Here is a 26,580-nt window from a genome sequence, read left to right as displayed (position 1 = left end):
GGGTGATAAAATGATAGATCATGACCGATTATTTAAAGAAGTGCTAACGAAATTTTTTGAAGAGTTTATACTGCTGTTCTACCCCAAGTGTATGAAGCTGTTCGTTTTGACATGTCCGCTTTCTCTCCGAGGAGCTCTACACAGATGTCACTGTTGGAGAGAAATACCGCGTTGACCTGTTAGTTGAGACGACGTTGAAGGAAGAGAAAGCTCTCACCTTAATTCACATGTAGAAACAATTCAATGAACGGATGTTTATTTATTTCAGCCGCTTGTACGAGAAATACCGCCGCCCGATTCTCCCGATTGCCCTTTTCACCTATGAGACGAACCGCACGGAACCGAATACGTTTCACGTTAACCTCCCATTTGCTGATATCCTTCAATTTCAATTCTTAAAACTAGAACTGCGAAAAGAGAACTGGCGTGATTATATTCGCGCAGAGAATCCCGTCGCAGCGGCTTTTTTAGCAAAGATGGGGTATACTAAAGAGGAGAGAATACAAGTAAAGAAGGAATTCCTACGCATGTTAGTTAGAATGGAAATCGACGAAGCGAAGCAAACACTCCTCACAGGATTTTTCGAAACATACTTACCACTAACCGAAGCCGAAGAAACTCAACTTATAAATGAGGTGAAACAAATGAACAAGAAGGAAGGAGATAAGATCATGGAAGTGATGGTGTCGTATGAGCGGAGAGGGATAGAGAAAGGAATAGAGAAAGGAATGGAGAGGGGAATAGAGAAAGGCAAACTGGAAATGGCACGGAATCTACTACGGGAAGGCGTGGATGTTGATATGGTCGTGCGTGTGTCGGAGTTGTCAAGGGATGTTGTTGAGAGGCTAGTATCAGAGATTGAAAGGGAGTCGTGAAAATAGAATGAGTAGAGGGACGAGGGAGCGCATGTCTCAAAAAGGGGAACCTCATTCCGCTAAAGAGAGGAAATCATAGGAGACGACATAAAAATGTACTCGACGTTCCGCTAATAGGAGGGAAAGTGCATGAAATGTAGCGGAAAAGAAGAAATAAAGGAACGAGGGGGGACGTAAAGGCTGGAAATCGGGTGGGATGGGAGAAATAGCGGAATGAGGAACCGCATGAGTTGCAAAAGGGAATCCCTTTCCACGAAGCTGAACCATAAGCCCATAGAAGGAATGGTCAAACAAACAAGCTCGATTTGCACGTGCAGGAATGATCAAAGAAAGAAAATGATGGATGTGAACTACTTCACCGAGAAGTTCTTAATGTTAAAATTGGCGATAGAAGCGAAGAGATTAAGATTTAACATACTAGATTGAAATGATAGTGTATAGCTCGAACAACAACTCCAAAAAAGGATGATGTCAAATTGAAATCATACATTATAAAAATCGAACTAGACGGATCGGACCCTCTAATATGGCGTAGAGTGATTATGCCAGCAGGAGCAACATTTAAAAGGCTTCATGATGTTATTCAGAATGTGACTAATTTCCAGAGCGGCTATCCAAATTTGGATTATCATCTGTATGAATTCCATCATCCAGAGCAGAACAAAATCGTCACAAATAATGAAGAGGCTTACCTTGAACATCAGCACTATAAAAAGAATAAAGCAATGTATGAGCAGCGGCTAAAAGAGATGTCATCAGATATACTGAAATTTGAGAAGCGTCACCAGGAAAGGTTAAAAGTTGAAGTTCGTAAACCTACGGGATTAAAGATCGATGATTATGTTGAGAAGCATACTGAAATTAGATATAACTATGACTTAGGTGATGATTGGCATTTTATCATTAAGCTTGAGGAAACGGTGGATGACTATTATTTTGGATTTCCGACACTCCTTGATGGTGCAGAAACCGCACCGCCTGAAGATGTCGGCGGGATTTATCGGTTTTATGAGTTTCAGGAGGCTTATCAAGACCCGAAGCATCCCGAACATGAGGATATGAGAGCATGGGCGGAAGGGATGGATTATAGAGAATTTGACCCTGACTGGATTAATGAGAGGTTGAAAGCGATTAGTTATAAAAAGACCGAGTGGGACAAGGTTAACCACGAAAGGTATATCGTGATTGAAGATAAGTATAGGAAGAGATGAATGTATGATTTCGTGCAGTATCCTAAAATAATAGTTGAAAAGGGGAAAGTTCAATGAAGTATTCAGAAATAGAAGTACATAAGCTACTGAAAGCCAAGGACTTAAGCTTGGAAGAACAAATAAAGGCTAACATCTTAAACTTTATCAAAACGATTCATCTTAATAATCAAAACTTTATTGATACTTCCTATAAATCAGAGTTCTTCGGCGAACTGCCGATGACTTTCCTAAAACATGAAGGTCAAGTGATGGGACTGATTATTGTAAAAGTGAATGGAGAAGTAAGGAAGTTTGTATTCAATGATCAGGGTTACGAAGAGATAGAATTATTGCTACAGCTCATGGAAGAAAAATAGTAACAATCACGTTGGCCTATTAGATTGCTCTCTCATTTGTGCCATACACACTTCATTATCTGAATGTCCGTTCGATTAACCGATCTGAAAACCGCACGATACAATACGACGTCCGCTGCATTTGTTTTTCAAGTGTCGCATAGGAAATCGGTAAGATCAGCTCTTTGTAGTTATGGAATGTAACTATAGATTCGTTGACTTTGTTTGGATGGCGATGAATCGATTTAATGTGATAGTAGAAGATCCATGCACATTCGTATAGCTTCGGTGAGTGGGTCGGAAAGGCGTAAATGTGATCGAGTGGATGAATGGGGATCGGGATTTTGTGTTGAATGCCTGTCTTGTGAATGACAGCTGCTCGTCGCCCCTCATAATCAGCTCCTCCTTCTAGACAAGCCTCTTTAATTAATGAAAGCATCGATTGTTTCACATGGAGGATGTCATTTCGCTCCCAAACGATTGTGTCACATTCGATGTGATGGGCAGGTAGTAGGGCAATCGTGTCTTGTGTGATTTCGTAATCGTTTACAATGGATGGGGTCATTGGAATGGCTCCTTTTTGAGTGGGTTGGTTTGTAGTGGTATTTGAAAGTGGGGTTTTATAAGGAAGTAGAGTCGTGCAGATTGTTCGGATTAGCGCATCTTTTTTGAAGGTGAATGAAGTGCTAATCCGATCGATGGAAATTCATCGTAGGAAATACTCGATTGTATGCATCGTTTGTTAGCTCATGTGGGTGTGAGAGGTCTAGTCCCTTGGCAATTTTTGCTTGCATGAAACTGGTCATACTTGTTTTGCCTCGTTCAATATTCGAGAGATGATTGCGACTTATATTGGCATACTCTGCTAACTCTTCAAGGGTGAAGCCACGTTCTGTTCGTAGTAGGCGAACGCGTTGACCAATATGGCGTTCGAGCTTCTCCTTAAATGGATCCTTTCCCATATGGTTGTCTTCCTTTTTTCATCATTATGCAGTCGCTAGAAGGGAGTCACCATACATTATAGTGGATGTTGTAGGGGGGAACTTTGTTAGGAGTATCATTTGGTTCAACCTCAAAATTAACTTCTGGGTGGAGAGGGTGGGGAATAATGTCGTGATTAATCCACCAGTTCTCAACATTCCGGTATTAACTATATTGTGGTATGTTTATGGGGAGAATAGATCCCATCGGAAATTTTATAAAGGAGAGAGCCATGTTAACCATAAGACAACGTGAGATTTTAAACGAACTAATCATTAACAATAATTATATATCAATGAAAACATTCACTGATCATTATAATTTGTCGTTAAGAAGTATTCGTCAAGACTTAATTATATTAGAAGAATGGTTACTTCAATTGAATATCGAGTTAGATCGTGATAGAAAGCATGGGGCAAGATTGGTTCTTTCCGATAAAGAGCAGGCAAGCATCATAGATCACTTAGAGGCAGAACCTATTTTTCTAAAAGCACAAGACCGTAAAATGCATATGATCCTTATGATCTTGAATGGTGATACAGAATTAACCACTTTCGAGAAAAAATTTGATGTCAGTCATAATACTCTTCAGAATGATATAAGTGAATTAAAGCGCTTTGTCTCAGGCTACCATTTGTCAATACATAGAGAACAAAAGAAAATTGAATTCATTGGTGAAGAAGTTTATATTCGTCATCTGTTTATTGATACACTATTAGAACTATTTGATGAAGCGAAAATGATGGATTTGTTTATTACTACTAATTCAAATGAAATGGAGATTGAATTAATATTTAATCGTTATTTCGCTTATATTGAACCAAAAGAAATCATCCAGTTATTAGGAATGATAGAAAGAAAATTAGATGTAGAATATACAGATAGCAGCCTTTATTATCTTTTTATTGTTACACTCGCACAATCGTCCAGAGTCTATCATGGGAAGTTTCTACCGAGTCTATGGTTAGAGTCAAAAGAAAATTTATTAGATGCACCTGAGTATACAGCGATTGAAGAAGTTATTAAGTATAGTAGTATGAATAAAGTTCCATATATTAACAAAACTGTCGAGTTAGCATTTACGACCATGTACTTTATAAGTTCTAAAAAGGAATATGAAGATATTAAAGAAGACTATCAGCTTTATAAATTTGCAGAACGTCTTGTCCTCACATTTGAAGAAAAAGTGAATGTAAGGCTCTCGAAAAGACATAAAATTATTGAAGGCTTAGCACTTCATTTAAAACCTGCAATTCATCGAATGAAATACGGACTCAAAATCGAAAATTATTTATTAGAAGAATTAAAAAAAGATTATCAAGAATACTTTCAAGTGGTCAATGATATCCTGACAGCTGAGTTTAGTGAGATTTTTTATGCTATTGATGAGGATGAGATTGGCTTCATTTTGATTCATCTATGTAGCGGACTGGATAATCGTTTACCTACACCTAAAAAAAGGGTAGCCATTGTATGTAGTTCTGGTATGGGAACGTCATCTTTATTGGAGAGTTCAATAAGAAAAAAATTTCCACAGGCTACGGTTCATGGGGTTTATTCTTTGAATGATGTCAAAACGCTGACCAAAGCTAATACGGATTTAATCCTTTCAACGGTTTCATTAAGGAACACGGAGATCCCTTGGATGAAAGTGAGTCCTTTTTTAAACCGATTAGAAACGTCAAAAATCGAAAAATTATTAGGAATCTCTAGAATAGAAGAAGATGAAGTTGAAGTTATAAATAAAGTGAAGAATGTTTATGATTTAGTAAAACAACATAGCAAAATTGAAAATGAGTCCGAATTATTTCGTGCTCTTTATCGTTATTTTAAAGGAGCCTATTCAAATTCGGGTAGTATCACTTCACTCTCAGATCCATCCTGTATCTTGTTGAAGCAAGAAAGGGCATCATGGGAAGGTGTCATTAAGGAATTAAATGATAGGCTTGTTAATTTGAAAAGAACAACGCCAACCTATGCTGATGAATTAATTAAATATGTTACAAATAAAGATCATCATTTTTTAATTGCTGATGGAATTGTTTTTCCACATTTAATGAGTGATCATGTACTCGATAGTGGATTTAGTATGATGACATGTGATCCACCAATAGCATTTGGTCCGAATAGAGATAAAGTGTGGTGGGTCATTTTATTAGCTGCAACAAATCCCAATGACCACCTTCCAGCTGTAGAATTATTAATTGAAGTGGTTAATAACCCAAGTCTCATTAACCAACTACAACAAGCAAATCGGGAAGAGGAAGTCTGGCAATGGATACAAGGAAGAGAGGTACAAGAGATATGAAGCGCGTTTTAGTTGTGTGTTCAGGAGGATTAGGTACAAGCCTTATTCTAAAAATCGAATTGGAAAAACTCTTTAATGAATGGGATGTTCTAGTCTATATAGAACAGTCAGATGTCAGTGCTATCGGCTTTTCTGAAGCAGAAATAATTATTGGTGCTAAGCAAATCATTGAGTCGATTGCTCCATTGCCTAATGTTGAAATGATTCCACTTGCACACATAGCGGATACGACTCATATTCGCCAATCCTTGTTAGAAAACAAAGTCATAACCAGCTGGGTGGAAAACAAATGAATGTGACAGAATTAATTAATAGAGGTCTATTTGGGGAACCAGCTTTTTTGCTTGGGATGGTTGCATTTATTGGGCTGATATTAATTAGAGCTGATTTTCATGCAGTCATAAGTGGTACGGTGAAAACGATGGTCGGCTATATCTTACTTCAAGTGGGAGCAACTGCAGCAGGAGCTTCGCTATCTAATCTCACATTAATGATTCAAGAAGGGTTTCGGGTAATTGGAATCATTCCACATAACGAAGCCATCACAGCGCTCGTCCAAGTCAACTACGGTCAAGAGGTTGCAATCATGATGTTAATAGGTATGACAGGACACCTACTAATTGCAAGATTTACGCCTATAAAGTATATATTTCTTTCTGGTCATCATATTTTATTCATGTCCTCCGTTATAGCAAGTGTCTTAGTTGCATCCGTTTTAAATACAACATTGAATTATTTAATTGGGGGTCTCATACTCGCCTTGACATTATCTCTTGCGCCTGCGATCTCCCAACCGTTTGTTAAACAGGTGGTAGGTCATCAAAATTTTGCAATTGCACATTTTAATAGTGTCGGTTATGTACTGGCAGGGTTCATTGCGCGCTTTTTTAAGCCACCCAAAGGCCCCTTACAACTTCCGGCATCACTAAGAAAAATAGAACCTTTAATGCATGATCACATTTTAATGATTAGTTTTTTTTCTTTTAACCTTTTTTTCGTTTCAAGTCTATTTGTCGGACCTGAAGCTGTTTCTAATTTATTTTCAGGGAGAAATTTTTTCGTTTTTTCTATTATACAGGCCATGTGGTTTTCAGCAGGGATGTATGTCATTTTAACGGGTGTTCGGATGATGTTAGCAGAAATCGTACCAGCTTTTAAAGGAATTGCAGAACGTTGGATTCCGAATGCAACGCCTGCGCTAGATGCTCCTGTACTATTCACCTATGCACCATATGCCGCAATATTTGGATTTATTATTAGCTTCACTGCTGGTTTGGTATCCATGTTTGTTATGTCAGCTATGCAATTTACGGTAATCATTCCTGGTGTGATTCCTCATTTTTTTGCAGGGGGAGCTGCAGGAGTCATTGCATACAAAATTGGTGGAGGGAGAGGACTAGTAGTTTCCTCAATATTTCACGGAATCCTGATCACGGTTCTCCCGTTATTTCTATTGGGCTTTATGTCGGAACTAGGTTTTATGCGAACGACTTTCGGTGATTCAGATCTTAATATTATAGGTATTTTGTTAGGTTGGTTGCTCCAATAATGGAGCACCTTTTTTTTGCCGTTTTAAGTGGCAGGAAATTGGTGTAGTGGTTGAAAGCGCATTCATTTATGATGTAATTAATCTTAATTAAAGGGGGATTTAAATTGAAGAGATTCGCATTAGTACTATTTATTATGATTCTAGGAGTGTTTGTAGTTGCTTGTGGAGATAGCAATAATGAGGAATCATCAAGTAATCAAAATGAGAATGATGGAAACAATGAAGAAGCTACTCGAGCTCTAGAAGGTTCTATTACAGCCTATGTAGGTTTCCAAGAAGACCACGCGGTTGCTGCTATTAAAGAATTCGAAGAAGAGACGGGGATTGCCGTTGATATGATTCGTATGTCTGCAGGTGAAATACTTGCTCGTATTCGAGCAGAAAGAAACAACCCACAGGCTGATATTTGGTATGGGGGCCCAGCAGATACTTTCGTAGCTGCTCAACAAGAAGATCTACTTCATCCATATGTATCTGAAGTTGCTGTAGAAGGAATTCCAGAAGAATTCCGTGATGAAGATGGTTATTGGACAGGTGTTTACTTAGGTCCAGTCGGATTTGCAACAAACCAAAAATTTTTAGACGAACATGGATTAGAAGCGCCAACAAGTTGGGATGATTTACTAAATCCAGCATTTGAAAATGAAATTGTTATGGCACACCCTGCTTCATCTGGAACCGCTTATACTATTCTATATACAGTTCTTGAAGTGCTGGGTGAGGAAAATGAAGAGGATGGTTGGGATTATCTACAACAATTACATCCACTTGTTCAGCAGTATACTACGAGTGGATCTGCACCTGGGCGTATGGTTGGAATGGGTGAAGCCGCTGTAGGTATCCTATTTGCTCATGATATTATCAAATATCAAAAAGAAGGTTACAGTGACTTAGTAATGACAACTCCGGAAGATGGTACTGGTTTTGAAATCGGTTCTGTTGCGATCATTGATGGCGCTCCAAACCAAGAACTTGCAGAAGTATTCATAGATTGGGCTTCAGGACCATCTGCTCAAGAAGTTGGACAAACAACAGATAACTTCCAAAACTTAACTCACAAAGATGCTCAACAACCTGAGCAAGCGATTGATCTTGATAATCTCAATTTAATTGAATCAAATCCTTTACGTGCAGGCGAGTTACGTCAAGGAATTATTGATAAGTGGGACAATGAAGTAAATAAGTAAATTCATTATTGGAGGGTGGGCACATTGTGCCTTCCTTTCCTTTCAAAGGAGATTGATTAGAATGCTTAGAGATTATTACCAACATAATATTCGACCATTATTCTCGCAACCATTGCTCTTATTATTGGTCGTTTTAATTATGCTCTCGCTCATAACATTTATTGCCTTCCCACTTTTTAAAATTTTTATTACTAGTTTTATAAGTGAAGGACGCTTTTCTTTAGTAGGCTATGAACGTGTACTATCGGGAGGGGAACTTTTTCAGTCTTTAGTTAATTCTTTAGTATTAGCACTTATTGTGGCGACGCTTTCAACCATTATTGCTTATTTTTTTGCGTATACATTTGCTTATATAGCAGTACCATTTAAAAAAATGTTTAATGGAATAGCTATTTTACCACTTATTTCTCCTCCATTTGTTATTGCTTTATCTGCCATTTTATTATTTGGTAGAGGTGGCTTTATTTCGGAAATGATCTTCGGAATGGAACGCGCCAATATTTATGGACTGCATGGATTGATTTTAGTTCAAACGTTAAGCTTCTTTCCAGTAGGATTTCTTGTTCTGTCAGGTTTATTACGGTCAATTAGTCCTGCATTGGAAGAAGCAAGTGACAATTTAGGTGCGAGTAGATGGAAAACATTTACAAAGGTTACACTCCCATTATCCATTCCAGGTATCGGGAATGCGTATCTTTTAGTCTTTATTCAATCAATGGCTGACTTCGGAAATCCGATGACAATTGGTGGTAATTACAATACGGTCGCACGTGAAATTTACTTACAGGCTGTCGGGAGTTACAATATGCAAGCAGGTGCTGCTCTTGCAATGTTACTACTTACAATTACTCTTATTGTATTCTCTATTCAAAAATTCTGGGTCGGTAAAAAAAGCTATGTCACGGTTACAGGAAAACCGACTTCTGGTCGAAAAATGGTTGAAAAAGGTAAACTTCGTACATTTATGATTAGCACTTGTTATTTCTTATCTGGAACAGTATTGCTCTTCTACATACTTGTTCCAATTGGATCATTCATCAAACTTTGGGGTATTGACAACAGCTTTACACTCGACCACTATAGGTTTGTTTTCTCGATCGGTCAAAAAGCAATTGTAGATACTTTCCAATTGGCTTTAATTGCAACACCTATTGGCGGTCTGATTGCAATGATTATTGCATTTTTAATCATTCGTAAACGGTTCGCAGGTAAGAAGGCAATGGAATCGATTAGTATGCTAGCTATAGCCATTCCAGGTACAGTTATCGGTATATCATATATTCTTTCATTTAACACCGCTCCTTTGGCTATAACAGGAACAGCATTTATTATAATTGCAGCGTTCATCATTCGTTCGATGCCGATCGGAATTCGTTCAGGTATAACGGCGCTTCAGCAAATTGACCCTTCAATTGAAGAGGCTTCAATGAACCTTGGAGCAAGTGGACGAAAAACATTTTTCTCAATTGTTTTACCTTTGATTCAACCAGCCTTTTTCAGTGCGTTAATCTATACGTTCGTGAAAAGTATGACTGCAATGAGTGCTGTAATTTTTCTTGTTTCTGCAAAGTATAACTTAATTACTGCTTCTATTTTATCTCAAGTAGAATCAGGTCGAATTGGGGTTGCAAGTGCATATAGTACATTATTGATCATTATCATGGTGATCTCACTATTAATACTGAATGCGATAGTCAAATTCTACTCTATTGATCGAAAAGCTAAAAAACGCAGTAAGAATAAAAAGCATGTACCAATGCCTGAGGCGACTATTTCAAATTAAAAAGAATGATCAGGAGGTTTGAATAACAATGAATGCTAAAGAGGTATCAATTAAAAATATTACGAAGGAATTTACCGATGATCAAGGTAATAAAGTGAAAGCTGTTCATAATGTGAGTCTTACTATTGAAAAAGGTGAATTTGCCACACTATTAGGTCCTTCTGGTTGTGGTAAAACAACCACCTTACGAATGATTGCTGGCTTTGAAGATATTTCTGACGGGGACATTTATTTTGGAGACCAAAACGTCAAAAACATTCCAGCAAACAAAAGAGATTGCACAATGGTATTCCAATCTTATGCGCTTTTTCCCCATATGACCGTATATGAAAACATTGTATATGGACTAAAAATCAAGAAATTAAGAGATAATGATATAGATAAGCGAGTAGAACCCGTCATCGAGATTATGAATTTGAATGTTCATCGCGATAAGATGCCTAATCAATTATCAGGTGGTCAGCAGCAACGAGTAGCTCTAGCCCGGGCGCTTGTGATGGAACCAAGCGTATTGCTTTTTGATGAGCCTTTATCCAACCTAGATGCAAAATTGAGAATTACAATGCGTGATGAAATTCGTCGTATTCAAAAACAGGTCGGTATTACGGCAATCTATGTTACACACGATCAATCAGAAGCCATGAGTTTAAGTGATAAAATTATCGTTATGAATGAAGGGAAAATCGAACAAATTGGCACAGCAACTGAGATTTACCAGCGACCACAATCTAAATTCATTTCTGATTTTATCGGATCAGCTAATTTTCTTTCTAGTAAAGTGTTAGAAATTGTAAAATCTGATCAACTAAGAGTTAGTTATAACAACAGTGAACTTCTTATTGATCAAAAAAATGCTCAAGATTTTAATGTTGGCCAGCAAGTAGAAGTAGTTATACGTCCCGAATCGATTCAAATTAGTCATGAAGGAGATTTTGAAGCAAAGGTTGTCAAAAGCATCTTTATGGGTCAAACTCAAGAGTATGAACTAGAGTTTAATGATACGCTTCTTTTTGCAGTAGTATCGAATCCGAGTGGAGGAAAGACATACAATGAGGGTGAGCAGGTAGGACTTACTTTTGCAAGATCTTCTTTACATGTCGTTCCAAGTGCTTAACAACTTAGAGGTGAACAGTTATGAGCAGGAAGGCATCGTTCCTTTTGCTGTGCGTTTTAATATTAATAGGTGCTCTTTTAGGGTGCCAAACTAAAAATGAAGTAGGAAAATTAAACGTCTATGCAGGGATGTACCCTGACCATGCTATTAAGGCTATGGAACAATTCCAACGGGAAACGGGCATACAAGTGAATTTTATCCGAATGAGTAACGGAGATATTCTGGATCATCTGCAGAATGAAGCAGATGATCCAGTTGCAAGTGTTTGGTATGGTGGGCCTGCTGATGTATTCGCTCAAGCCCAAAAAGAGGGGCTTCTTCATCCCTACATTTCCCCTAATGCATCTTTTATCCCTGATATATATAAAAATGAAAATGGATATTGGACTGGTATTTATGTTGGTGTGTTATCAATCGTTGCCAACCGTCAATGGCATATCGAAAGAGGTATAGATCTCCCTTCTACATGGACTGATTTATTACGGTCAGAGTATCAAAATTGGATCACTCTTCCAGATCCAAGAAGTTCAGGAACAGGTTATCTCACTCTATCTTTATTCACTCAACTTTATGGCGAGAATGAAGGGTTTGATTTCTTACAATTGCTTGATCAAAACGTTTCTGAATACACATACTCGGGAAGTGCAAATGGTCGTAGCGTTGCGATGGGAGATCAGGCTGTATCCATCATGTTTGCTCAGGATGCCATTAAATTGTATAGAGAAGGATTTCGTGATGTCAGTGTGATCTTTCCGAAAGAAGAAACGACATATGAGGTCGGAGCAGTTGCTATCATTGCGAATTCTCCTCATCTTGAAGAAGCAAAGACATTTGTTGACTGGGCCTTAACAAAACAGGCTCAGGAAATCGGAAAACAAGTTGGTAATTATCAATTGCTAACTCACAAACTAGCCCAATCACCTGAAGAAGCAATTGACCCGGCAAGTATCCCTGTTATTGACTATGATATCTCCCAGTCTGGTTCAAATCGTAAAAGACTACTGAATCGATGGGAAATTGAGATCCTTATGAATCAGCGTTAAATCGTGTTAACAAGAGGTATCTTTATGTTGAAACGATGCTAGATTAAACGACTTTGAGACTCGCTGTTCGACATCAGGTATCAGGTTTGTTCTTTATTCGCCAAGCTTTTACAAAAATAGAAGAAATCCTACTTTATTAATGCTTGTCAGAACGATAAACTGACAGTATGATAGTAAACATGTGAGAGAATCATTTACTTAGATTGAGAGAATAAGGAGTATTCTACAAATGTCTGAGCAATTAACTGAACGAGATCTTAAAGAATTGTTAGTGTCGATAAGAGAGAAAGCAAACCGTATGACAAATGATGACTTAAAGGCGAAGGACGTCGTACAAGAGATTGCGACATATATTGAAAAATATCAAATCAAAACGCCTGTAAGTGAATAAGAAAAGGAAGCCGCTGAAAGAGGGAATACTCTATCGGTGGTTTTTTTATGCTATAGGAAAAAGGTACAAAGTAGAGACTGTAACGTTCACGACGAAAAATCAATCGTTTACGACAATTATGACCAAAAATCGAAAATGATGGTAATATATTCATAGGTTAACTGAAAATGCTCATGAGCGACTAATAAATGAAGGAGAATGATAGATGCTAAAAAAATATGGTGCACTTGTCTTAACCGCGATTATGATTGTTTCAATATTACCTATAAGCGTAAGATAACAATGGTAAATGAGCGTGAGTGTCTCGTTGCGTCACGAAAAGTGAAGGGTCTACAAGAGAGAATCGCTCGTATTCGTTCAACTGTAAGAACGTGAAGTGCCATTCCTATCATTGATGATTGGTAGTGTTGAAGTTTGAATCATTATGGAAATGAAAAGTCTCATCACCGCAAAAAAATTGTACGAACGATGTCGGTTTTTATAGAACAAAGGACCAATGCTTTTTGACTTAAATTGTTGTCTATTCATCGGAGCTTTTGTCGAATCTCTTAACCACGGTGATTTGATATTGTAATATGGAGTTAGTCTAAAAGTAGGGGGAGTTATGGGCACTAAGACGTCACACGTTAGGATAGAGGTTGAAAAGCTACGCGCCATAATGATTCGCACGGGGTTAACAAAAGGGTTGGATCATCCGGAGACTCTTATGTATAGTCAAAAATTAGACAAGTATTTAAATTGTTTACTAGAAGATACTAGAAAAATAAAAAAAAAGAAATAGAATAATCAGTTTGTATATTCCACACCTGCTCTCATTATGATGTTTGTTGGTGTGGTTTTTTGTTTTTAAAAGTATATTGATCATGATCAAAAACAAACTAACCACAAGATTTTTTAAAAGATGTAGCTATTACGCTCATTGCTTCGAGGTCATTCATAGAGGGGAAATTATCCTCCTTGAACAACCTCTTATATTAAATTTTTTAAAAAGTAGTTGATTCTTAGCTTTGACTAATTTATAATCAACTCAAGAAAACGTTTACTTGATTAATGGATATAATAGTAACTAATTGAGCGTTTTTTAATTTTCTAGGATTTGTGAACGCTTTCTTATGGAGATGTTCACTTAACAAAAAAGGGGATATATACTTTGAAAAAATTATATGGCGTTACAACTGCAATGGTCACTCCTTTTAATAAAGAAGGTCAGGTGGATTTTGAGGCAATTAAGAAACATACAGAATTTCTCATTACTAAAGGTGTAAGCGCTCTCTATCCGCTAGGGACAACAGGAGAAATGCTGAAGCTCACAGTAGAGGAAAGAAAGAATATAGCAAAGACTGTTGTTCAAACGGCTAATAAGCGGGTCACTGTTTTTATTCATACTGGAGCAATGAATATGGAAGATACATTACAGCTTTCGAAGCATGCATATGAAATTGGTGCAGATGGAATTGGTGTCGTTACGCCGATTTTCTTTCCGACGACTGATCGAGAGTTAGAAGAGTATTATGTAAAAGTAGCTCAAAGTATTCCAGAGGATTTCCCGGTATATTTGTATAGCATTCCACAATGTGCCGCTAACGATATCACGCCAGAGTTAGCTCAAAAGATTGCTAGTCGTTGTAGGAATGTGATTGGAATTAAATATAGCTACCCAGATTTTATCCGTGTTACAGAGTATTTAGAGATAAATAATGGAGAGTTTTCGGTCTTACCGGGCGCGGATCGTTTGTTAACAAGTGCGTTAGCGATGGGGTGTGATGGCGTTGTGTCAGGTGTTTCCAGTGCATATCCTGAGCCTTTTGTTCATGTGTATGAAGCATTTTTGAATCAGGATTACAACCTAGCTGAGGAGCTTCAACGTATAGCTGTTAAGTATTGTGAAACGTTGAAGGGAGGTAGTAACCTTTCATATTTTAAAGAAGCGCTGCGATTAAGAGGAATGGACGTTGGTTATATGAGAGCACCGCAATTAGATATAACTGAGGGTGAACTGAGAGAGTTAGAACAACAATTGCAACTTTTAGCTGAAGAAGCTGCTTTTCTTTTTAAAGATTGAGTAAACGTTTACTTGTGATTGGTAAGTGTGTGAAAGGATAATCACTGAGGAGGGTTACGATTGACTAGTAAATATGAACAGAGATGGGTTGGAGAGTTTCCAAAAATAGGGATACGCCCTGCAGTTGATGGAAGAAGGGGTGGCATTCGTGAGTCGTTGGAAGAGGTGACGATGGATCGCGCGCGATCGTTGGCTATTTTTTTACAAGATGAATTAAGATATCCAAACGGTGCACCTGTTGAATGCATTATTGCTAATACATGTATCGGTGGTGTAGCTGAAGCAGCAGAGACGAGTGAATACTTTCAACGTGAAGGGGTTAAGGTGACGATTACGGTTACCCCATCTTGGTGTTATCCATTGGAGACAATCGATCAAGACCCCCATACAATAAAGGCTATTTGGGGAGTGAATGGAACAGAACGTCCTGGGGCGGTGTATTTAGCAGCGGCGTTAGCTGCCCATAATCAAAAGGGGATTCCCGCCTTCTCAATTTATGGAAAAGACGTTCAAGATATGGAGGATACGTCTATTCCTAAGGATGTACAAGGAAAGGTTCTCCAATTTGCGAAAGCAGCCCTTGCAGTCGCTCTCATGAAGGGGAAATCATATTTATCGATTGGCTCTGTTTCAATGGGGATTGCTGGCTGCGTGGTGAATGAAGATTTCTTTCAATCGTATCTAGGAATGCGAAATGAATATGTTGATATGAGTGAGTTTATTCGTCGATTGGAACTAAATATTTTTGATCAAGATGAATATTATCGTGCCCTTACTTGGGTTAAGGAGCATTGCCGGGAAGGAAGAGATGTTAATCCTCCAGATTTGAAGAGAACGCGTGAGCAGAAGAAGCAAGATTGGGAAACGGTTGTAAAGATGGCGCTCATTGCTCGCGATTTAATGATTGGAAATAAGAAGTTAGCTGAAATGGGATACGGTGAAGAAGCCTTAGGGCGTAATGCGCTTGCTGCAGGGTTTCAAGGACAGCGATCTTGGACGGATTTTATGCCTAATGGTGACTTTATGGAAGCGATCTTGACATCATCGTTTGATTGGAATGGTATTCGAGAGCCGTATATGCTTGCGACAGAAAATGATAATTTAAATGCTATCACGATGTTATTTGGCCATTTGTTAACCAATGCAGCGCAAATATTCGCTGATGTGCGGACATATTGGAGTCCAGAAGCGGTGACGAGAGTAACAGGGAAGAAGCTTCAAGGTCGAGCAGAAAATGGAGTGATTCACTTGATTAATTCTGGGCCTGCTAGTTTAGATGGAACTGGGGAACTATCCGTTAGTGGACAACCTGGAATGAAGCCATTCTGGGAGATAACAGAGGATGAAGTGAACAAGTGTTTACAGGCGACACAATGGTGTCCAGCTGTTGATTTCTTTAGAGGTGGCGGTTATTCAACCGATTACTTAACAAAGGGTGAAATGCCTGTTACGATGGCGCGCCTTAACATAATTGGAGGGCTAGGTCCTGTTTTGCAAATTGCTGAAGGGTATACAACCGAATTGGATGAGGGTGTACACCATACACTTGACCAACGAACGAATGAAACTTGGCCAACGACATGGTTTGTGCCGAGGTTGACTGGAGAAGGTGCTTTTAAAGATGTCTATTCGGTCATGACGAGTTGGGGATCAAATCATTGCTCCCTTAGCTATGGGCATGTAGGTGCGGAATTAATTACACTCGCTTCAATGCTTCGTATCCCTGTTTCGATGCACAATGTGGAAGAGGGGCGTATTTTCCGACCGAGTATGTGGCAGGCATTTGGTACAGCGAATTCAGAGAGCGCTGATTATCGTGCATGTCAAACGTTAGGTCCACTCTATTAATCAATGTATTAAGGAGGGGTTCTTATGGAGATGTGGAATGGTTACTGGATCGGGCATTCATGGATGGATGATACATCTAGTGAGAGAAATCAATATTATGCCTTTCGGAAGCAGTTGCATATTAATGGAGAGGTTCGATCGTCAAATATTCATATAACAGCCGATTCAAGATATGTGCTATGGGTCAATGATCAGTTTGTTTCACGTGGACCTGCTCGCTGTTATCCAGAGCATCAAGCCTATGACACGGTTGATATTAGTCCTTATTTAAAATCAGGTACTAATTGGATGGCTGTTCTTGTGCATCAGTTTGGAGTGTCCAATTATCAATATGTGCATCGCTTGCGGACGGGGCTGTTTGTAGATGGTGCTATCCATTTTGAGAATGGAGAGGTGGAACCTGTTCAATCAGATCGTTCATGGGAAGTCCGAAAAGCGGACTGGTTCGAGCCATCGAGTGCTCGCTATACGTTAATGATGGGATATCAAGAACGGTTTAATGCATCAAAGGAAGTGCCAGATTGGCGCTGCCCAAAAGAACATCATGAACGCTGGCAAGAAGCATGGTATATCGGACCAGTGGGAACATCACCTTGGACAGGAATGGAGGCGCGTGGGATTCCACAGTTAGTGGAGTATGAGCGAAAGCCCGTACTGACTTTACAAGGGTCCGTTAAAAAAGATGAATTAGTTACAAATCGAAAAAGTAATTTACGTTTCGTGATTGAGGAGAACTTATTGTCTCTTAAGAAATGTACTACCACAGGCATGAGGGATGGTTGGATGACCATTGAACCAATTGAAGCTCACGATCAGGTTATCGCGTTTGATTATGGACAACTGATAACAGCATACCCTGTGATTGAAATGGAGTGTTGTGAAGGTGATGTTATTGATAGCTACTACAGTATTAATAAACGTTTCGATGGGTTGCCTAATATGAATAAAGGATTTTCCACTGATAGAGAAGGGGTCTGTGATCGTGTTATTGCGAGAGAAGGCGACTTTCGTTGGCAAAGTTATTTCCCAAAGGGCTACCAATATCACACATTGATTGTTCGTGCTCGTGCTACTGTTAAGGTTCGAGTAACGGCCCAAGTCACTCATTACCCTGTAAAAGAGCGTGGACACTTTCATTGTGATGATCCTATTATCAATGAGGTTTGGAAGGTTTCTGAACGGACATTGAGAGCAGGAATGCTTGATGCTTATGTCGATAACTCATGGAGGGAGCAAGCTCAATGGTTGCTTGATGGTGTGACATCTTCCTTAGCTGCACATGCGTTTTACGGGGATGCCGATTTATTTCGTCGTAGCTTAAAGCAATGGGGGCAGATGCAAATGCCAGATGGCTCATTGTATAGCGTTGGACCAAAGGACTTTGCGTTTATGAATTTGACAGATTATAACTTTGATTGGATATGTGGTTTACACAATTATTACATGCTTACTGATGATGACGTATTTTTGAAAGAAATGCACCCTGTATTGCTTCGCCTTTTAGGGTGGGCTGAATCTCATATGACGGATGAGCGCTTATTTTTACAACCTGAAGGACAGCAGTTATTTATTGATTGGAGTGATGTTCAGAAGAAGCCATATTCTCTCAGCTTGAATTTGAAGCTGCTTCTTGCTTTGCAAAAGTCGTCGTATTTACTAAACCAATTGCAGGATAATCTGTCTAATCAGTATATAGCAAAATGGTCGTTATCCTTAAGGGAGGAGATTGAACATCGGTTTTGGGACGCAGAGGAGCGATTGTGGTTGGAACGAGTGGAACCGAATCAGGAGATTTGGTCTAAGTATATTCAGCGTGAGCAGCCAGGTGGATGGGCAAATTCTGGAACTTTAAAGGAAATTCCCTATTTTTATGCACAACATGGAAACGCTTATTCTTTATTAGCAGGTATTGGTTCTAAGGGAATGAGGAGTCATGTTGCAAAGTGGGTTGAAAAAAGTGTAGAACTCGATCAGACATTTACGAATCATGCTAGTCCGATGGTATTTGACCATATAATTAGTGCATTATTTGAAGAACAGAAAAGCCTCACCTGTCTACAAGCGATTAAGGATTGGTTTGGAAGAGAGATACGTAATGGAGCAACGACTTGGCCGGAGCAATTTAATGCTGTTGGAGCGACTGACCTAGATGCTCCGGCCTGCGGTGATTGTGGGCAGACGATAGGTTCAGCTGTAGGTTATTTATTATCGAGGTATGTGTTAGGTTGCTGGCCTACAGAGCCAGGGTGGAGGACATTTCGTTTTGCGCCACAAATAGGGCATTTAACAAAAGTGCAAGGAGTTGTTCCGACACTAAGAGGTGATATTGTTGTCGATTTACATCGTGATGTAACAGAGAATCATTTGACGGCGACGATTGATATACCAGCTTCTATGCGAGGGGAGGTAATGCAGAAGGGTGAGTGCATAGCGTTAATGCCAGGTAAGCATACACTTGTTTTTCCATAAGGTGATACCTGAAGTTTAATTATGATTTTAGTACGTTAAAGGGGGGGATATGCTAGTCACTAATGAAAGCGTTTTATTTAGGTGGGTTGATTGTAAGTGAAGTGTTCAAGGAAGTGCAAACATTTTACCAAGGGGGATGAACCATGAAAAAGAAGGTAATAGGGATTCTGTTGTTGATCGCGATGGTTGTTATGGCTGCTTGTGGTGGAGAAGATGCAAATCAATCTTCTAATGAAGGGAATGGGGATCAAGAAGTAGAGGCAAATGGATCAGATAGTCAAGATGAAACAATTGAGCTCAACTTTTCGACCGTCAGTGTACCTGGAGATGCTCATACAGAGGGACTATATGTATTCGAGGAAGTCGTGGAAGAGCTTTCGGAAGGGCGCATTGAAGTCGAAATTCATCATTCAGGATCATTATATGCTCAAGGGAATGATGAGCAAGCAGTGATGAGAGGCAATTTGGAAATGACTTATGTATCTGCGAACTTAGCATCAGAGCATTTACCAGAAGCGAGTATGTTTACAGCTGGATATATGTTTAAGGATTACGATCATATGACAGGCGTTCTAAATGGAGACATTGGGCAAGACTTATTTGATAAAGTGGCTGAGGTAAGTGGCTACCGTCCCTTAGGTGCCTATTACTTAGGTTCGCGTCAATTGAATTACCGTGATATCGGTCGAGAAATTTATACCCCTCAAGATTTGAATGGAGTGTTACTCCGAATGCCAGATTCTCCATCATGGTTGTTTTTAGGAGATGCATTAGGAGCAAATCCAACGCCATTAGCTTTTGGGGAATTGTACACGGCTTTAAACACGGGAACCGTTGATGCTCAAGACAATCCGCTACCAACTGTTGTGAACGCTAATTTTGATGAAGTTACCGATTATGTTTCATTAACTTATCATTTGGTGGATTCGACTTGGCCTGCTATTAATGAGGACTTCTGGCAGAGCTTAGATGAAGACTTGCAGACTATTATCCTTCAAGGAATTGAAGAAGCAAGAAAATATGTCGATGAGACGAATATTGTTGCGGAAGAGGACTTGATTGATCAGCTGAAAGAAAGTGGCTTAACGGTCATCGAACCCGATCGAGAAGCGTTTATGACGACGGTACAAGATGCTTATTTAAATAATGAAGATATGACAAGTACCTGGGATATGGACTTATATGATGAGATACAGGCGTTAATTGAGTAATGAATACGAGTGACTCATGGGACATGCTTTAAATGGCACTGAAACAGTTTGGGTTTTCAACGTTTTCGGTGTCCTATGTTCGAATGAGTCACTTCATTCTCTTTTTATGTGAAAAAGTGAGGTGGTGTATGATGTTAGCTATCTTAAAGAAGGGCGCTGTCATAGTTGTAGAGTTGCTAGAAGTGTATATACCTGCTATAGCCTTAACGATTTTATTTGCTGTCTTTAATCTGGCGATTTTCTTTCGTTATGTACTGAATGATCCACTAAGATGGGCGAATGAAGTTAGTTTAATGTGTTTCTTATGGGCGGTTCTATTTGGGGCAGCTTACGCGTGGAGAAAGAAAGAGCATGTTGCATTTACCATTCTATATGACCTGATCCCGGATAAAGGGCAACTGTTAATGAGACTTGTTGGTAATACGTTTATTGCTATTTCATTAATCATTGTGCTGTATCCGATTTACGATCAATTAGCGTTTATGCAGAGGCTATCTTCTACGACATTAGATATTCCGTTAAGTATTGTGTATTCTCCTATTCTCATTTCTTTTATCTTAATCATAGGGCACTGTATAACAGACCTGTATTCAGATACGAGGAAGCTGTTGTCATCAGGTGATGATTATTCTGAAACGATCTATTCGGATCAGTATGATGAGAATGAAGAGGAAGCAATCCCAACAGCACTTAAAGAATAAAAGAAGGAGTGCATAAACGATGAGTATGAGTCTATTAATTCCGTTATTGATTATGGTTGCGGCTTTTTTACTGCGGATGCCGATTGCTGTAGGTATGTTAATTGCTAGCATCTATTATTTTTTATATACTGGCCGAGATTTAGGTATGGTTGTTGAATTAATGGGAGGAAACCTGTATACGATGTATGTGGCCTTAGCTGTTCCGTTATTTGTATTTACGGCGAATATTATGAATACAGGTACGGTCACTGATCGCGTGTTTAATTTTGCGAATACGCTAGTCGGTCGATATCGTGGAGGAATGGGACACGTAAATGTTCTTGCGTCGTTGATCTTCTCTGGTATGACAGGCTCAGCTATTGCGGATGCATCTGGATTAGGCAAAATGGAAATTCGTGCTATGAAAAAACAAGGATATGATGCGCCGTTTGCAAGTGCTATTACGGCCGCTTCGTCTACTATTGGTCCGATTTTCCCACCAAGTATACCGATGATTATGTATGCGATGCTTTCAGGTGCTTCATTAGGAGCGTTATTCTTGGCCGGAATTATTCCAGGTTTGATTATTGCTGTGGCTTTAATGCTCTACATTATGTATATTGCAAAAAAACGTAACTATCCTTTTGGCGTGCGCTATGCTTTTCGGGACTTTATTTTCTTTACAATAAAGGCTATACCGGCTCTATTAACACCCGTTATTCTACTTGGTGGGATTTATACAGGAGTGATGACACCAACTGAGGCGGCAGGAGTTGCTGCGTTATATACAATTATTATTTCGATTGTCGCTTATCGTTCTTTAGGGCCTAAGACGTTTTGGCATGTAGCGGTTAATACGGGGAAAACGACTGGTACCCTAGGTTTATTGTTAGGATCGGCGTTTTGTTTATCCTATATCGTTGCGGCAGAAGGTGTAGCATCAATGGTTGCTAATTCGCTAATGGGAATAACAGAAAATCCAATTATTCTATTACTCATTCTTAATCTCGTCTTCTTATTATTAGGAATGTTTTTAGATACGAGTGTTCTGTTATTAGTATTCACTCCTATTGTTTTGCCATTGGTGAATGCGATGGGGATTGATTTAGTTCATTTTGGGGTCGTGCTCGTTGTGAATATGATGATTGGTTTAAGTACCCCTCCATTTGGAATGCTGTTATTTATTGTTGCTGGTGTTTCGGGAACGAAATTATTTGATGTCATAAAGGAAGTTCTACCAATGGTGGCGATTATGATTGTCGTTCTATTCCTAATTACGTATTTCCCACAATTAGTACTCTTCTTGCCCAATTTAGCAGGGTGAAGAATCTAGAAAAAAGGAGAAATGAAAATGAATAAACAATATGATAGTACTCGTTTTCGCGGGGTGTTCTCATTGCTTCTTACCCCATTTAAAGAAGATCAATCGATTGATTGGGATGCATATAAGCGGTATGTTGATTGGCAATTATCGTTTAAGCCAAATGGTTTATTTGCTGTTTGTGGGACGAGTGAGATGAAGTGGTTAAGTCTTGATGAACGATTAAAACTAGCAACAATTGCTGTAGAGTGTGCTGGGAGCACTCCTGTTGTCGCAACAGCTAACCTTGAAGATGGACTTGAGGCTCAGAAGGAAGAGATGGAACAAATGATGGAGACAGGTGTTGCTGGACTTGTTTTAGTGCCGCCGATCGGTATGGGAGAGGATCAATCAAGGTTGAAAAGTCATTTTGCTCAATTATTAGAGGGAGTGACTAATCCTGTCTTACTATATGAATGGCCAGAGAGCAAACCGAAGTATGTTTCTCCAAAGGTGTACAAGGAGCTTGTCGAAGAATATGGATTAATGGGTATTAAGGATACGACGTGTACGATGAAGGATATAATGGAGAAGATAAAAGGAGCGAAGCAATCGATCATCTATCAGGCAAATACACCATTTATGTACGAAGCTTTTAAACATGGTGCTCAAGGAATGATGGCCATTACAACATCAGCTTATACCGATGTTGCAGTTGCATTTTGGAATGCAGCTGAACAGGGAATGGAGGAAGAAGCGATTAAATGGTATCAAGCCTTAGTGATGATTGATACATTTATGGGGAAAGCGTATCCAGTTACAGCGAAATATATGGTACAATTACGAACTGAGATCATGTCAACAGAATGTCGTTGGCCGATTTCGTTAAATGAAGAGACGAAGCAGGCTATTCAAGTATGTGTTTCGTATATTGACTCGATAGGAGTTATGTCTAAATAGTAGTAAGAAAGTTAAATTAGGTGATACATGTGTCAAAATATACCATTAAAGATGTAGCAAAGGAAGCGGGTGTTTCAATCGCGACTGTTTCTAGGGTGATTAACGGTAAAGGGAAAGTTAATGCAACTATGGAACAAAAGGTACAGGAAGCGATTAAAAAGTTAAACTATGAAATCAATGTGATTGCGAAGAATCTTAAGGAAGAGAGAACAAAAACAATTGGGGTGATCATTCCTGATATTTCCAACCCGCATTTTATGACAATATCCAAAGGTATTGAAGATATTGTTCATCCATATGGCTATCAGCTGATATTCGGTAGTTCGAATGAACAACCAGCTAAAGAAGAGCAGCTTTTGAACCTGTTTTATGGGAAAAGAGTGGAATCTATTGTTCTGGCTACGTCTGGTTATAATGAACAAACCATTAAAAAGATTCATATGCAAGGTACGCCGATTTTATTAATGGATCGAAGAGTGGAAATTGACGAGGCTCCAATGCACCTAGTAGAAGAAGATAATATTGATGGTGCATACACATTGACTAAGCAGTTGTTAGAATTTGGACATACAAGAATCGGTGTTGTGAACGGTTCATTAAATGTTAGTACGGGAAGTGATCGTTATAAGGGCTTTCAAAAAGCTTTTCAAGAAGCGGGGGTGGAGAAAGACCCGATGCTTATTTATAATGGAGATTTCACGAAAGAGAGTGGGAAAAAAGCAGTTGAATATTTTATGAGCTCGAAACCACCATCAGCTATTCTGTCATTTAATAATTTTATGACAATTGGTGTATTAGGTGAGCTGGCACGTAGAGGCATTCGAGTTCCCGATGATATCTTTATAGCTTCCTATGATACGGTTGAACCTGAGGAGCTGATTAGTCACATGTACCAAATTCTTTACTTGCGTTCATCTCCATATGCAATGGGCGTGAGAATTGGGAAAATTTTAATCGAAAGCTTGTTTAATAAGGATGATGAACAAATATATCATGAAAAGTTCACACCTGTTTTGTCCTATCAACCTTAGTAGGTATCCAAAAGGAAGGCTCCAAACTCTTGAAACGCATTTCTGAAAAATACGTACTTCTAGAAAAGCTTCGATCTTATAAAGGTTGAGTACGATACTTACAAGTCTTGCATGATAGTGATCCTTATGATGCGTAAGAGCCTTAAGTATGATTCTTTTAAGGCTCTTTTTGGTGTGTTGCTGATCTGGTGTGTTGTCAAAAATGTAGTGGACATTCTGCATCTTGATATGCTCCTCTATAGGATAAGGCTGAATGGAAAAGGGCAAAGAGAAATGGTTATGATTATACTCATTTACAAAAACCAAACCCCCAATTAATACGCCCTTAACATTATCCGTTTAAAGTATAATTAACAATTTAATAGAAAAGATAGGTTTAAAAACTGAGAGAATAACCTGTGGCTTTTCATATGATTCCTTGATTTAAGGGGATACGTATGAGGAGTCACAGGTTTTTCGTGTGAATAGAGACAGTTTATGTCTCATAAACGGAGGTGAATAGAGGAAGATGGTGTCAAAGTTTAAGTCGTTATATGTTCCTTATTATTTTTTGTTTCCTGCTCTCTTATTATATGCGATCTTTTTTGTTTTTCCGTTTTTCTTTTCATTTGTGATTAGCTTTTCAGATTGGAATTTATTGAATGGGGATATGTCGTTTGTTGGGTTGAGTAATTATGAGGGGTTGTTTGGTGATGCCGTCTTTTGGAGGTCGATTATTCAAACACTCTACTATGTGTTTGTGACGGTGCCCTTTGCGGTGATACTCGGTTTAGTGTATGCCGTTCTTATTGAAAAAGCCGGGAAGCTTCGTTCTTTTTACCGTTTTCTCTTCTTTATTCCGGTCGTCGTCTCTGTTGCGGCTGCATCGCTTTCCTTCTCGTTGATTTACAGTCCGCAATCAGGACTGTTGAATCAGTTCTTACAAATGATTGGAATCGACGGTGTCAATTGGTTGGCGAATCCGAATACAGCACTTTTATCCATTATGGTGATTGGAGTATGGCAATCCTTTGGTTACAATGTGGTGCTATACATCGCAGGGTTAAAGCAGCTCGATCAAAGCCTTTATGAAGCAGCGGCTGTAGATGGTGCAACGCCTTGGTATCAATTTTGGCGACTAACGATTCCGTTGCTATCGCCTGTCCATCTATTCGTAACAGTTATGACGATGATCTATTCGTTCCAAGTGTTTGCCCTCGTGCAAATTATAACGATGGGTGGACCGAATCATTCGACAAATGTTGTCGTGTTTTATATATGGCAGGAAGCTTTTCGATTCTTTAACACAGGGACAGCAAGCGGTGCAGCGACGATCTTATTTGCCGTCATTCTTGTCCTCACAGTCATTCAATTAAAGCTACTCGTTAAATATGTTCATTACCAGTAAAGGTTGGAAAGGGTGTTATTTATGAAGCAGTCACCACTCCATAAATGGATGCTACATATCATATTGATATTGTCTGCGTTGCTTGTTCTCGTTCCGTTTTTATGGATGTTTAGTATTTCCATTTCAGCTACAAGCTCTGCGTTTCAACGAATCGCCTTCTTTATCCCTTCTGTCTTTAGCTTAGAAGGATATGCACATGTCTTACATACGACTCCCTTCTTTATATGGTTAGGAAATAGTGTTTTTGTAGCTATGATTCTAACAGCTGGACAAGTCATCATCGGCGTGTTTGCGGCCTATGCATTTGCGAATTATCAATTTAAAGGGAGTCAAATACTATTCTATTTTGTCCTTTGTACGATGATGGTCCCACCGCAAGCGATTATGCTGCCGACCTTTCTCGTTGTGAATGAGCTTGAGTGGGTGAATTCATTTAAGGGGGTGATTGTACCACATTTGGCTAGTGGCTATGCGATCTTTGTTCTGAGGCAATTTTTTATGCAAATCCCAAAAGATTTAGTAGAGGCGGCAGTCGTTGATGGAGCTGGGCATGTTAAAACGCTCTATCATATTTATATTCGTTCGTCTGTCTCTATTGTTGTCGGTTTGTTCCTTATCTTGTTTGTGAACAATTGGAATGACTATTACTGGCCGCTCATTATTCTCATGGATGAAAGCAAATTAACGTTACCAGTAGCCATCATTCAGTTTCGAAGTGAATCTTTCATTGAGTGGGTTCCGACAATGGCGGCCGCAACGTTAACGATTATTCCTGTTCTTATTCTTTATATGGTAGGGCAGCGCTATTTTACAGAAGGATTTATTCAAAGTGGAATTAAATAAGGAGGAAATGAA

23 protein-coding genes and 1 pseudogene are annotated in these 26,580 nt (G+C 39.0%); 22 read left to right on the top strand and 2 right to left on the bottom strand.

The window, feature by feature from the left end:
- Positions 1 to 10 precede the first annotated feature (10 nt).
- The 3 genes and pseudogenes from ACERJO_RS16895 to ACERJO_RS16885 all read left to right on the top strand — a co-directional run bounded on the left by ACERJO_RS16895 (position 11) and on the right by ACERJO_RS16885 (position 2,442).
- Positions 11 to 875: pseudogene (locus ACERJO_RS16895) on the top strand (Rpn family recombination-promoting nuclease/putative transposase).
- A gap of 476 nt (positions 876 to 1,351) precedes the next feature.
- Positions 1,352 to 2,086: a plasmid pRiA4b ORF-3 family protein gene (locus ACERJO_RS16890; protein ID WP_373648231.1), complete on the top strand. Its 735-nt coding sequence runs from the start codon at positions 1,352 to 1,354 to the stop codon at positions 2,084 to 2,086.
- A gap of 53 nt (positions 2,087 to 2,139) precedes the next feature.
- A complete protein-coding gene (locus ACERJO_RS16885) occupies positions 2,140 to 2,442 on the top strand; it encodes a hypothetical protein (RefSeq protein ID WP_373648230.1) in 303 nt (100 codons plus the stop codon).
- A gap of 55 nt (positions 2,443 to 2,497) precedes the next feature.
- On the opposite strand, the gene ACERJO_RS16880 is transcribed toward ACERJO_RS16885, so the two are convergent.
- Both ACERJO_RS16880 and ACERJO_RS16875 read right to left on the bottom strand, forming a co-directional pair.
- A complete protein-coding gene (locus ACERJO_RS16880) occupies positions 2,498 to 2,986 on the bottom strand; it encodes a competence protein ComK (protein WP_373648229.1) in 489 nt (162 codons plus the stop codon).
- Positions 2,987 to 3,107: 121 nt separating this feature from the next.
- Positions 3,108 to 3,383, bottom strand: coding sequence for a helix-turn-helix domain-containing protein (locus ACERJO_RS16875; RefSeq protein ID WP_373648228.1), 276 nt, complete (start codon positions 3,381 to 3,383; stop codon positions 3,108 to 3,110).
- Positions 3,384 to 3,634: 251 nt separating this feature from the next.
- On the opposite strand from ACERJO_RS16875, the gene ACERJO_RS16870 reads away from it, so the two are divergent.
- From ACERJO_RS16870 to ACERJO_RS16780, 19 genes are all read left to right on the top strand, one after another.
- Positions 3,635 to 5,710 carry a BglG family transcription antiterminator gene (locus tag ACERJO_RS16870; RefSeq protein ID WP_373648227.1) on the top strand — a complete coding sequence of 692 codons (2,076 nt, stop codon included), beginning with the start codon at positions 3,635 to 3,637 and terminating at the stop codon, positions 5,708 to 5,710.
- Complete coding sequence (locus tag ACERJO_RS16865; RefSeq protein WP_373648226.1) at positions 5,677 to 6,003, top strand: PTS sugar transporter subunit IIB; 327 nt, start codon at positions 5,677 to 5,679, stop codon at positions 6,001 to 6,003. The genes ACERJO_RS16870 and ACERJO_RS16865 overlap by 34 nt, the downstream gene beginning before the upstream one ends.
- Positions 6,000 to 7,259, top strand: coding sequence for a PTS ascorbate transporter subunit IIC (locus ACERJO_RS16860; RefSeq protein ID WP_373648225.1), 1,260 nt, complete (start codon positions 6,000 to 6,002; stop codon positions 7,257 to 7,259). The genes ACERJO_RS16865 and ACERJO_RS16860 overlap by 4 nt, the downstream gene beginning before the upstream one ends.
- Positions 7,260 to 7,363: 104 nt before the next feature.
- Entirely contained in the window at positions 7,364 to 8,446 is a 1,083-nt protein-coding gene (locus ACERJO_RS16855) for an ABC transporter substrate-binding protein (protein ID WP_373648224.1), read from the top strand.
- A gap of 61 nt (positions 8,447 to 8,507) precedes the next feature.
- Positions 8,508 to 10,229: an ABC transporter permease gene (locus ACERJO_RS16850; protein ID WP_373648223.1), complete on the top strand. Its 1,722-nt coding sequence runs from the start codon at positions 8,508 to 8,510 to the stop codon at positions 10,227 to 10,229.
- 28 nt (positions 10,230 to 10,257) lie between these two features.
- The gene (locus ACERJO_RS16845) at positions 10,258 to 11,343 is read left to right on the top strand and encodes an ABC transporter ATP-binding protein (RefSeq protein WP_247102385.1); all 1,086 of its coding nucleotides are present in this window, start codon (positions 10,258 to 10,260) and stop codon (positions 11,341 to 11,343) included.
- Positions 11,344 to 11,363: 20 nt separating this feature from the next.
- The gene (locus ACERJO_RS16840) at positions 11,364 to 12,386 is read left to right on the top strand and encodes an ABC transporter substrate-binding protein (protein ID WP_373648222.1); all 1,023 of its coding nucleotides are present in this window, start codon (positions 11,364 to 11,366) and stop codon (positions 12,384 to 12,386) included.
- Positions 12,387 to 12,615: 229 nt separating this feature from the next.
- The gene (locus tag ACERJO_RS16835; protein ID WP_247102392.1) at positions 12,616 to 12,777 is read left to right on the top strand and encodes a hypothetical protein; all 162 of its coding nucleotides are present in this window, start codon (positions 12,616 to 12,618) and stop codon (positions 12,775 to 12,777) included.
- A gap of 604 nt (positions 12,778 to 13,381) precedes the next feature.
- Complete coding sequence (locus tag ACERJO_RS16830; RefSeq protein WP_247102394.1) at positions 13,382 to 13,558, top strand: aspartyl-phosphate phosphatase Spo0E family protein; 177 nt, start codon at positions 13,382 to 13,384, stop codon at positions 13,556 to 13,558.
- 369 nt (positions 13,559 to 13,927) lie between these two features.
- Positions 13,928 to 14,839 carry a dihydrodipicolinate synthase family protein gene (locus tag ACERJO_RS16825; RefSeq protein WP_373648221.1) on the top strand — a complete coding sequence of 304 codons (912 nt, stop codon included), beginning with the start codon at positions 13,928 to 13,930 and terminating at the stop codon, positions 14,837 to 14,839.
- A 60-nt stretch (positions 14,840 to 14,899) separates the two neighbouring features.
- A complete protein-coding gene (locus tag ACERJO_RS16820; RefSeq protein ID WP_373648220.1) occupies positions 14,900 to 16,687 on the top strand; it encodes an L-fucose isomerase in 1,788 nt (595 codons plus the stop codon).
- A gap of 24 nt (positions 16,688 to 16,711) precedes the next feature.
- Positions 16,712 to 19,156, top strand: a complete 2,445-nt coding sequence (locus tag ACERJO_RS16815; RefSeq protein ID WP_373648219.1) for an alpha-L-rhamnosidase-related protein — start codon at positions 16,712 to 16,714, stop codon at positions 19,154 to 19,156.
- A gap of 143 nt (positions 19,157 to 19,299) precedes the next feature.
- Entirely contained in the window at positions 19,300 to 20,367 is a 1,068-nt protein-coding gene (locus ACERJO_RS16810; RefSeq protein ID WP_373648218.1) for a DctP family TRAP transporter solute-binding subunit, read from the top strand.
- A gap of 131 nt (positions 20,368 to 20,498) precedes the next feature.
- Entirely contained in the window at positions 20,499 to 21,068 is a 570-nt protein-coding gene (locus tag ACERJO_RS16805) for a TRAP transporter small permease (RefSeq protein WP_373648217.1), read from the top strand.
- A gap of 19 nt (positions 21,069 to 21,087) precedes the next feature.
- A complete protein-coding gene (locus tag ACERJO_RS16800) occupies positions 21,088 to 22,371 on the top strand; it encodes a TRAP transporter large permease (protein WP_373648216.1) in 1,284 nt (427 codons plus the stop codon).
- 27 nt (positions 22,372 to 22,398) lie between these two features.
- On the top strand, positions 22,399 to 23,307 hold the full coding sequence (locus ACERJO_RS16795) for a dihydrodipicolinate synthase family protein (RefSeq protein ID WP_373648215.1): 909 nt from the start codon (positions 22,399 to 22,401) through the stop codon (positions 23,305 to 23,307).
- 29 nt (positions 23,308 to 23,336) lie between these two features.
- Positions 23,337 to 24,338, top strand: coding sequence for a LacI family DNA-binding transcriptional regulator (locus tag ACERJO_RS16790; RefSeq protein ID WP_373648214.1), 1,002 nt, complete (start codon positions 23,337 to 23,339; stop codon positions 24,336 to 24,338).
- A 508-nt stretch (positions 24,339 to 24,846) separates the two neighbouring features.
- A complete protein-coding gene (locus ACERJO_RS16785) occupies positions 24,847 to 25,725 on the top strand; it encodes a carbohydrate ABC transporter permease (RefSeq protein ID WP_373648213.1) in 879 nt (292 codons plus the stop codon).
- 21 nt (positions 25,726 to 25,746) lie between these two features.
- Positions 25,747 to 26,568, top strand: a complete 822-nt coding sequence (locus ACERJO_RS16780; RefSeq protein WP_247102430.1) for a carbohydrate ABC transporter permease — start codon at positions 25,747 to 25,749, stop codon at positions 26,566 to 26,568.
- Positions 26,569 to 26,580: the final 12 nt, after the last annotated feature.

The organism is Halalkalibacter sp. AB-rgal2 (genome assembly GCF_041821005.1).
In the GTDB taxonomy this organism is placed as follows: Bacteria; Bacillota; Bacilli; order Bacillales; family Bacillaceae_D; genus Halalkalibacter.
This window is presented reverse-complemented; position numbering and strand designations above follow the sequence as displayed.

Coding starts and splice junctions, on each gene's coding strand:
- ACERJO_RS16845 (WP_247102385.1), top strand. CDS start 10,258: ATGAATGCTAAAGAGGTATCAATTAAAAATATTACGAAGGAATTTACC.
- ACERJO_RS16885 (WP_373648230.1), top strand. CDS start 2,140: ATGAAGTATTCAGAAATAGAAGTACATAAGCTACTGAAAGCCAAGGAC.
- ACERJO_RS16835 (WP_247102392.1), top strand. CDS start 12,616: ATGTCTGAGCAATTAACTGAACGAGATCTTAAAGAATTGTTAGTGTCG.
- ACERJO_RS16865 (WP_373648226.1), top strand. CDS start 5,677: ATGGATACAAGGAAGAGAGGTACAAGAGATATGAAGCGCGTTTTAGTT.
- ACERJO_RS16800 (WP_373648216.1), top strand. CDS start 21,088: ATGAGTATGAGTCTATTAATTCCGTTATTGATTATGGTTGCGGCTTTT.
- ACERJO_RS16860 (WP_373648225.1), top strand. CDS start 6,000: ATGAATGTGACAGAATTAATTAATAGAGGTCTATTTGGGGAACCAGCT.
- ACERJO_RS16880 (WP_373648229.1), bottom strand. CDS start 2,986: ATGACCCCATCCATTGTAAACGATTACGAAATCACACAAGACACGATT.
- ACERJO_RS16850 (WP_373648223.1), top strand. CDS start 8,508: ATGCTTAGAGATTATTACCAACATAATATTCGACCATTATTCTCGCAA.
- ACERJO_RS16810 (WP_373648218.1), top strand. CDS start 19,300: ATGAAAAAGAAGGTAATAGGGATTCTGTTGTTGATCGCGATGGTTGTT.
- ACERJO_RS16870 (WP_373648227.1), top strand. CDS start 3,635: ATGTTAACCATAAGACAACGTGAGATTTTAAACGAACTAATCATTAAC.
- ACERJO_RS16815 (WP_373648219.1), top strand. CDS start 16,712: ATGGAGATGTGGAATGGTTACTGGATCGGGCATTCATGGATGGATGAT.
- ACERJO_RS16875 (WP_373648228.1), bottom strand. CDS start 3,383: ATGGGAAAGGATCCATTTAAGGAGAAGCTCGAACGCCATATTGGTCAA.
- ACERJO_RS16785 (WP_373648213.1), top strand. CDS start 24,847: ATGGTGTCAAAGTTTAAGTCGTTATATGTTCCTTATTATTTTTTGTTT.
- ACERJO_RS16805 (WP_373648217.1), top strand. CDS start 20,499: ATGTTAGCTATCTTAAAGAAGGGCGCTGTCATAGTTGTAGAGTTGCTA.
- ACERJO_RS16840 (WP_373648222.1), top strand. CDS start 11,364: ATGAGCAGGAAGGCATCGTTCCTTTTGCTGTGCGTTTTAATATTAATA.
- ACERJO_RS16795 (WP_373648215.1), top strand. CDS start 22,399: ATGAATAAACAATATGATAGTACTCGTTTTCGCGGGGTGTTCTCATTG.
- ACERJO_RS16780 (WP_247102430.1), top strand. CDS start 25,747: ATGAAGCAGTCACCACTCCATAAATGGATGCTACATATCATATTGATA.
- ACERJO_RS16830 (WP_247102394.1), top strand. CDS start 13,382: ATGGGCACTAAGACGTCACACGTTAGGATAGAGGTTGAAAAGCTACGC.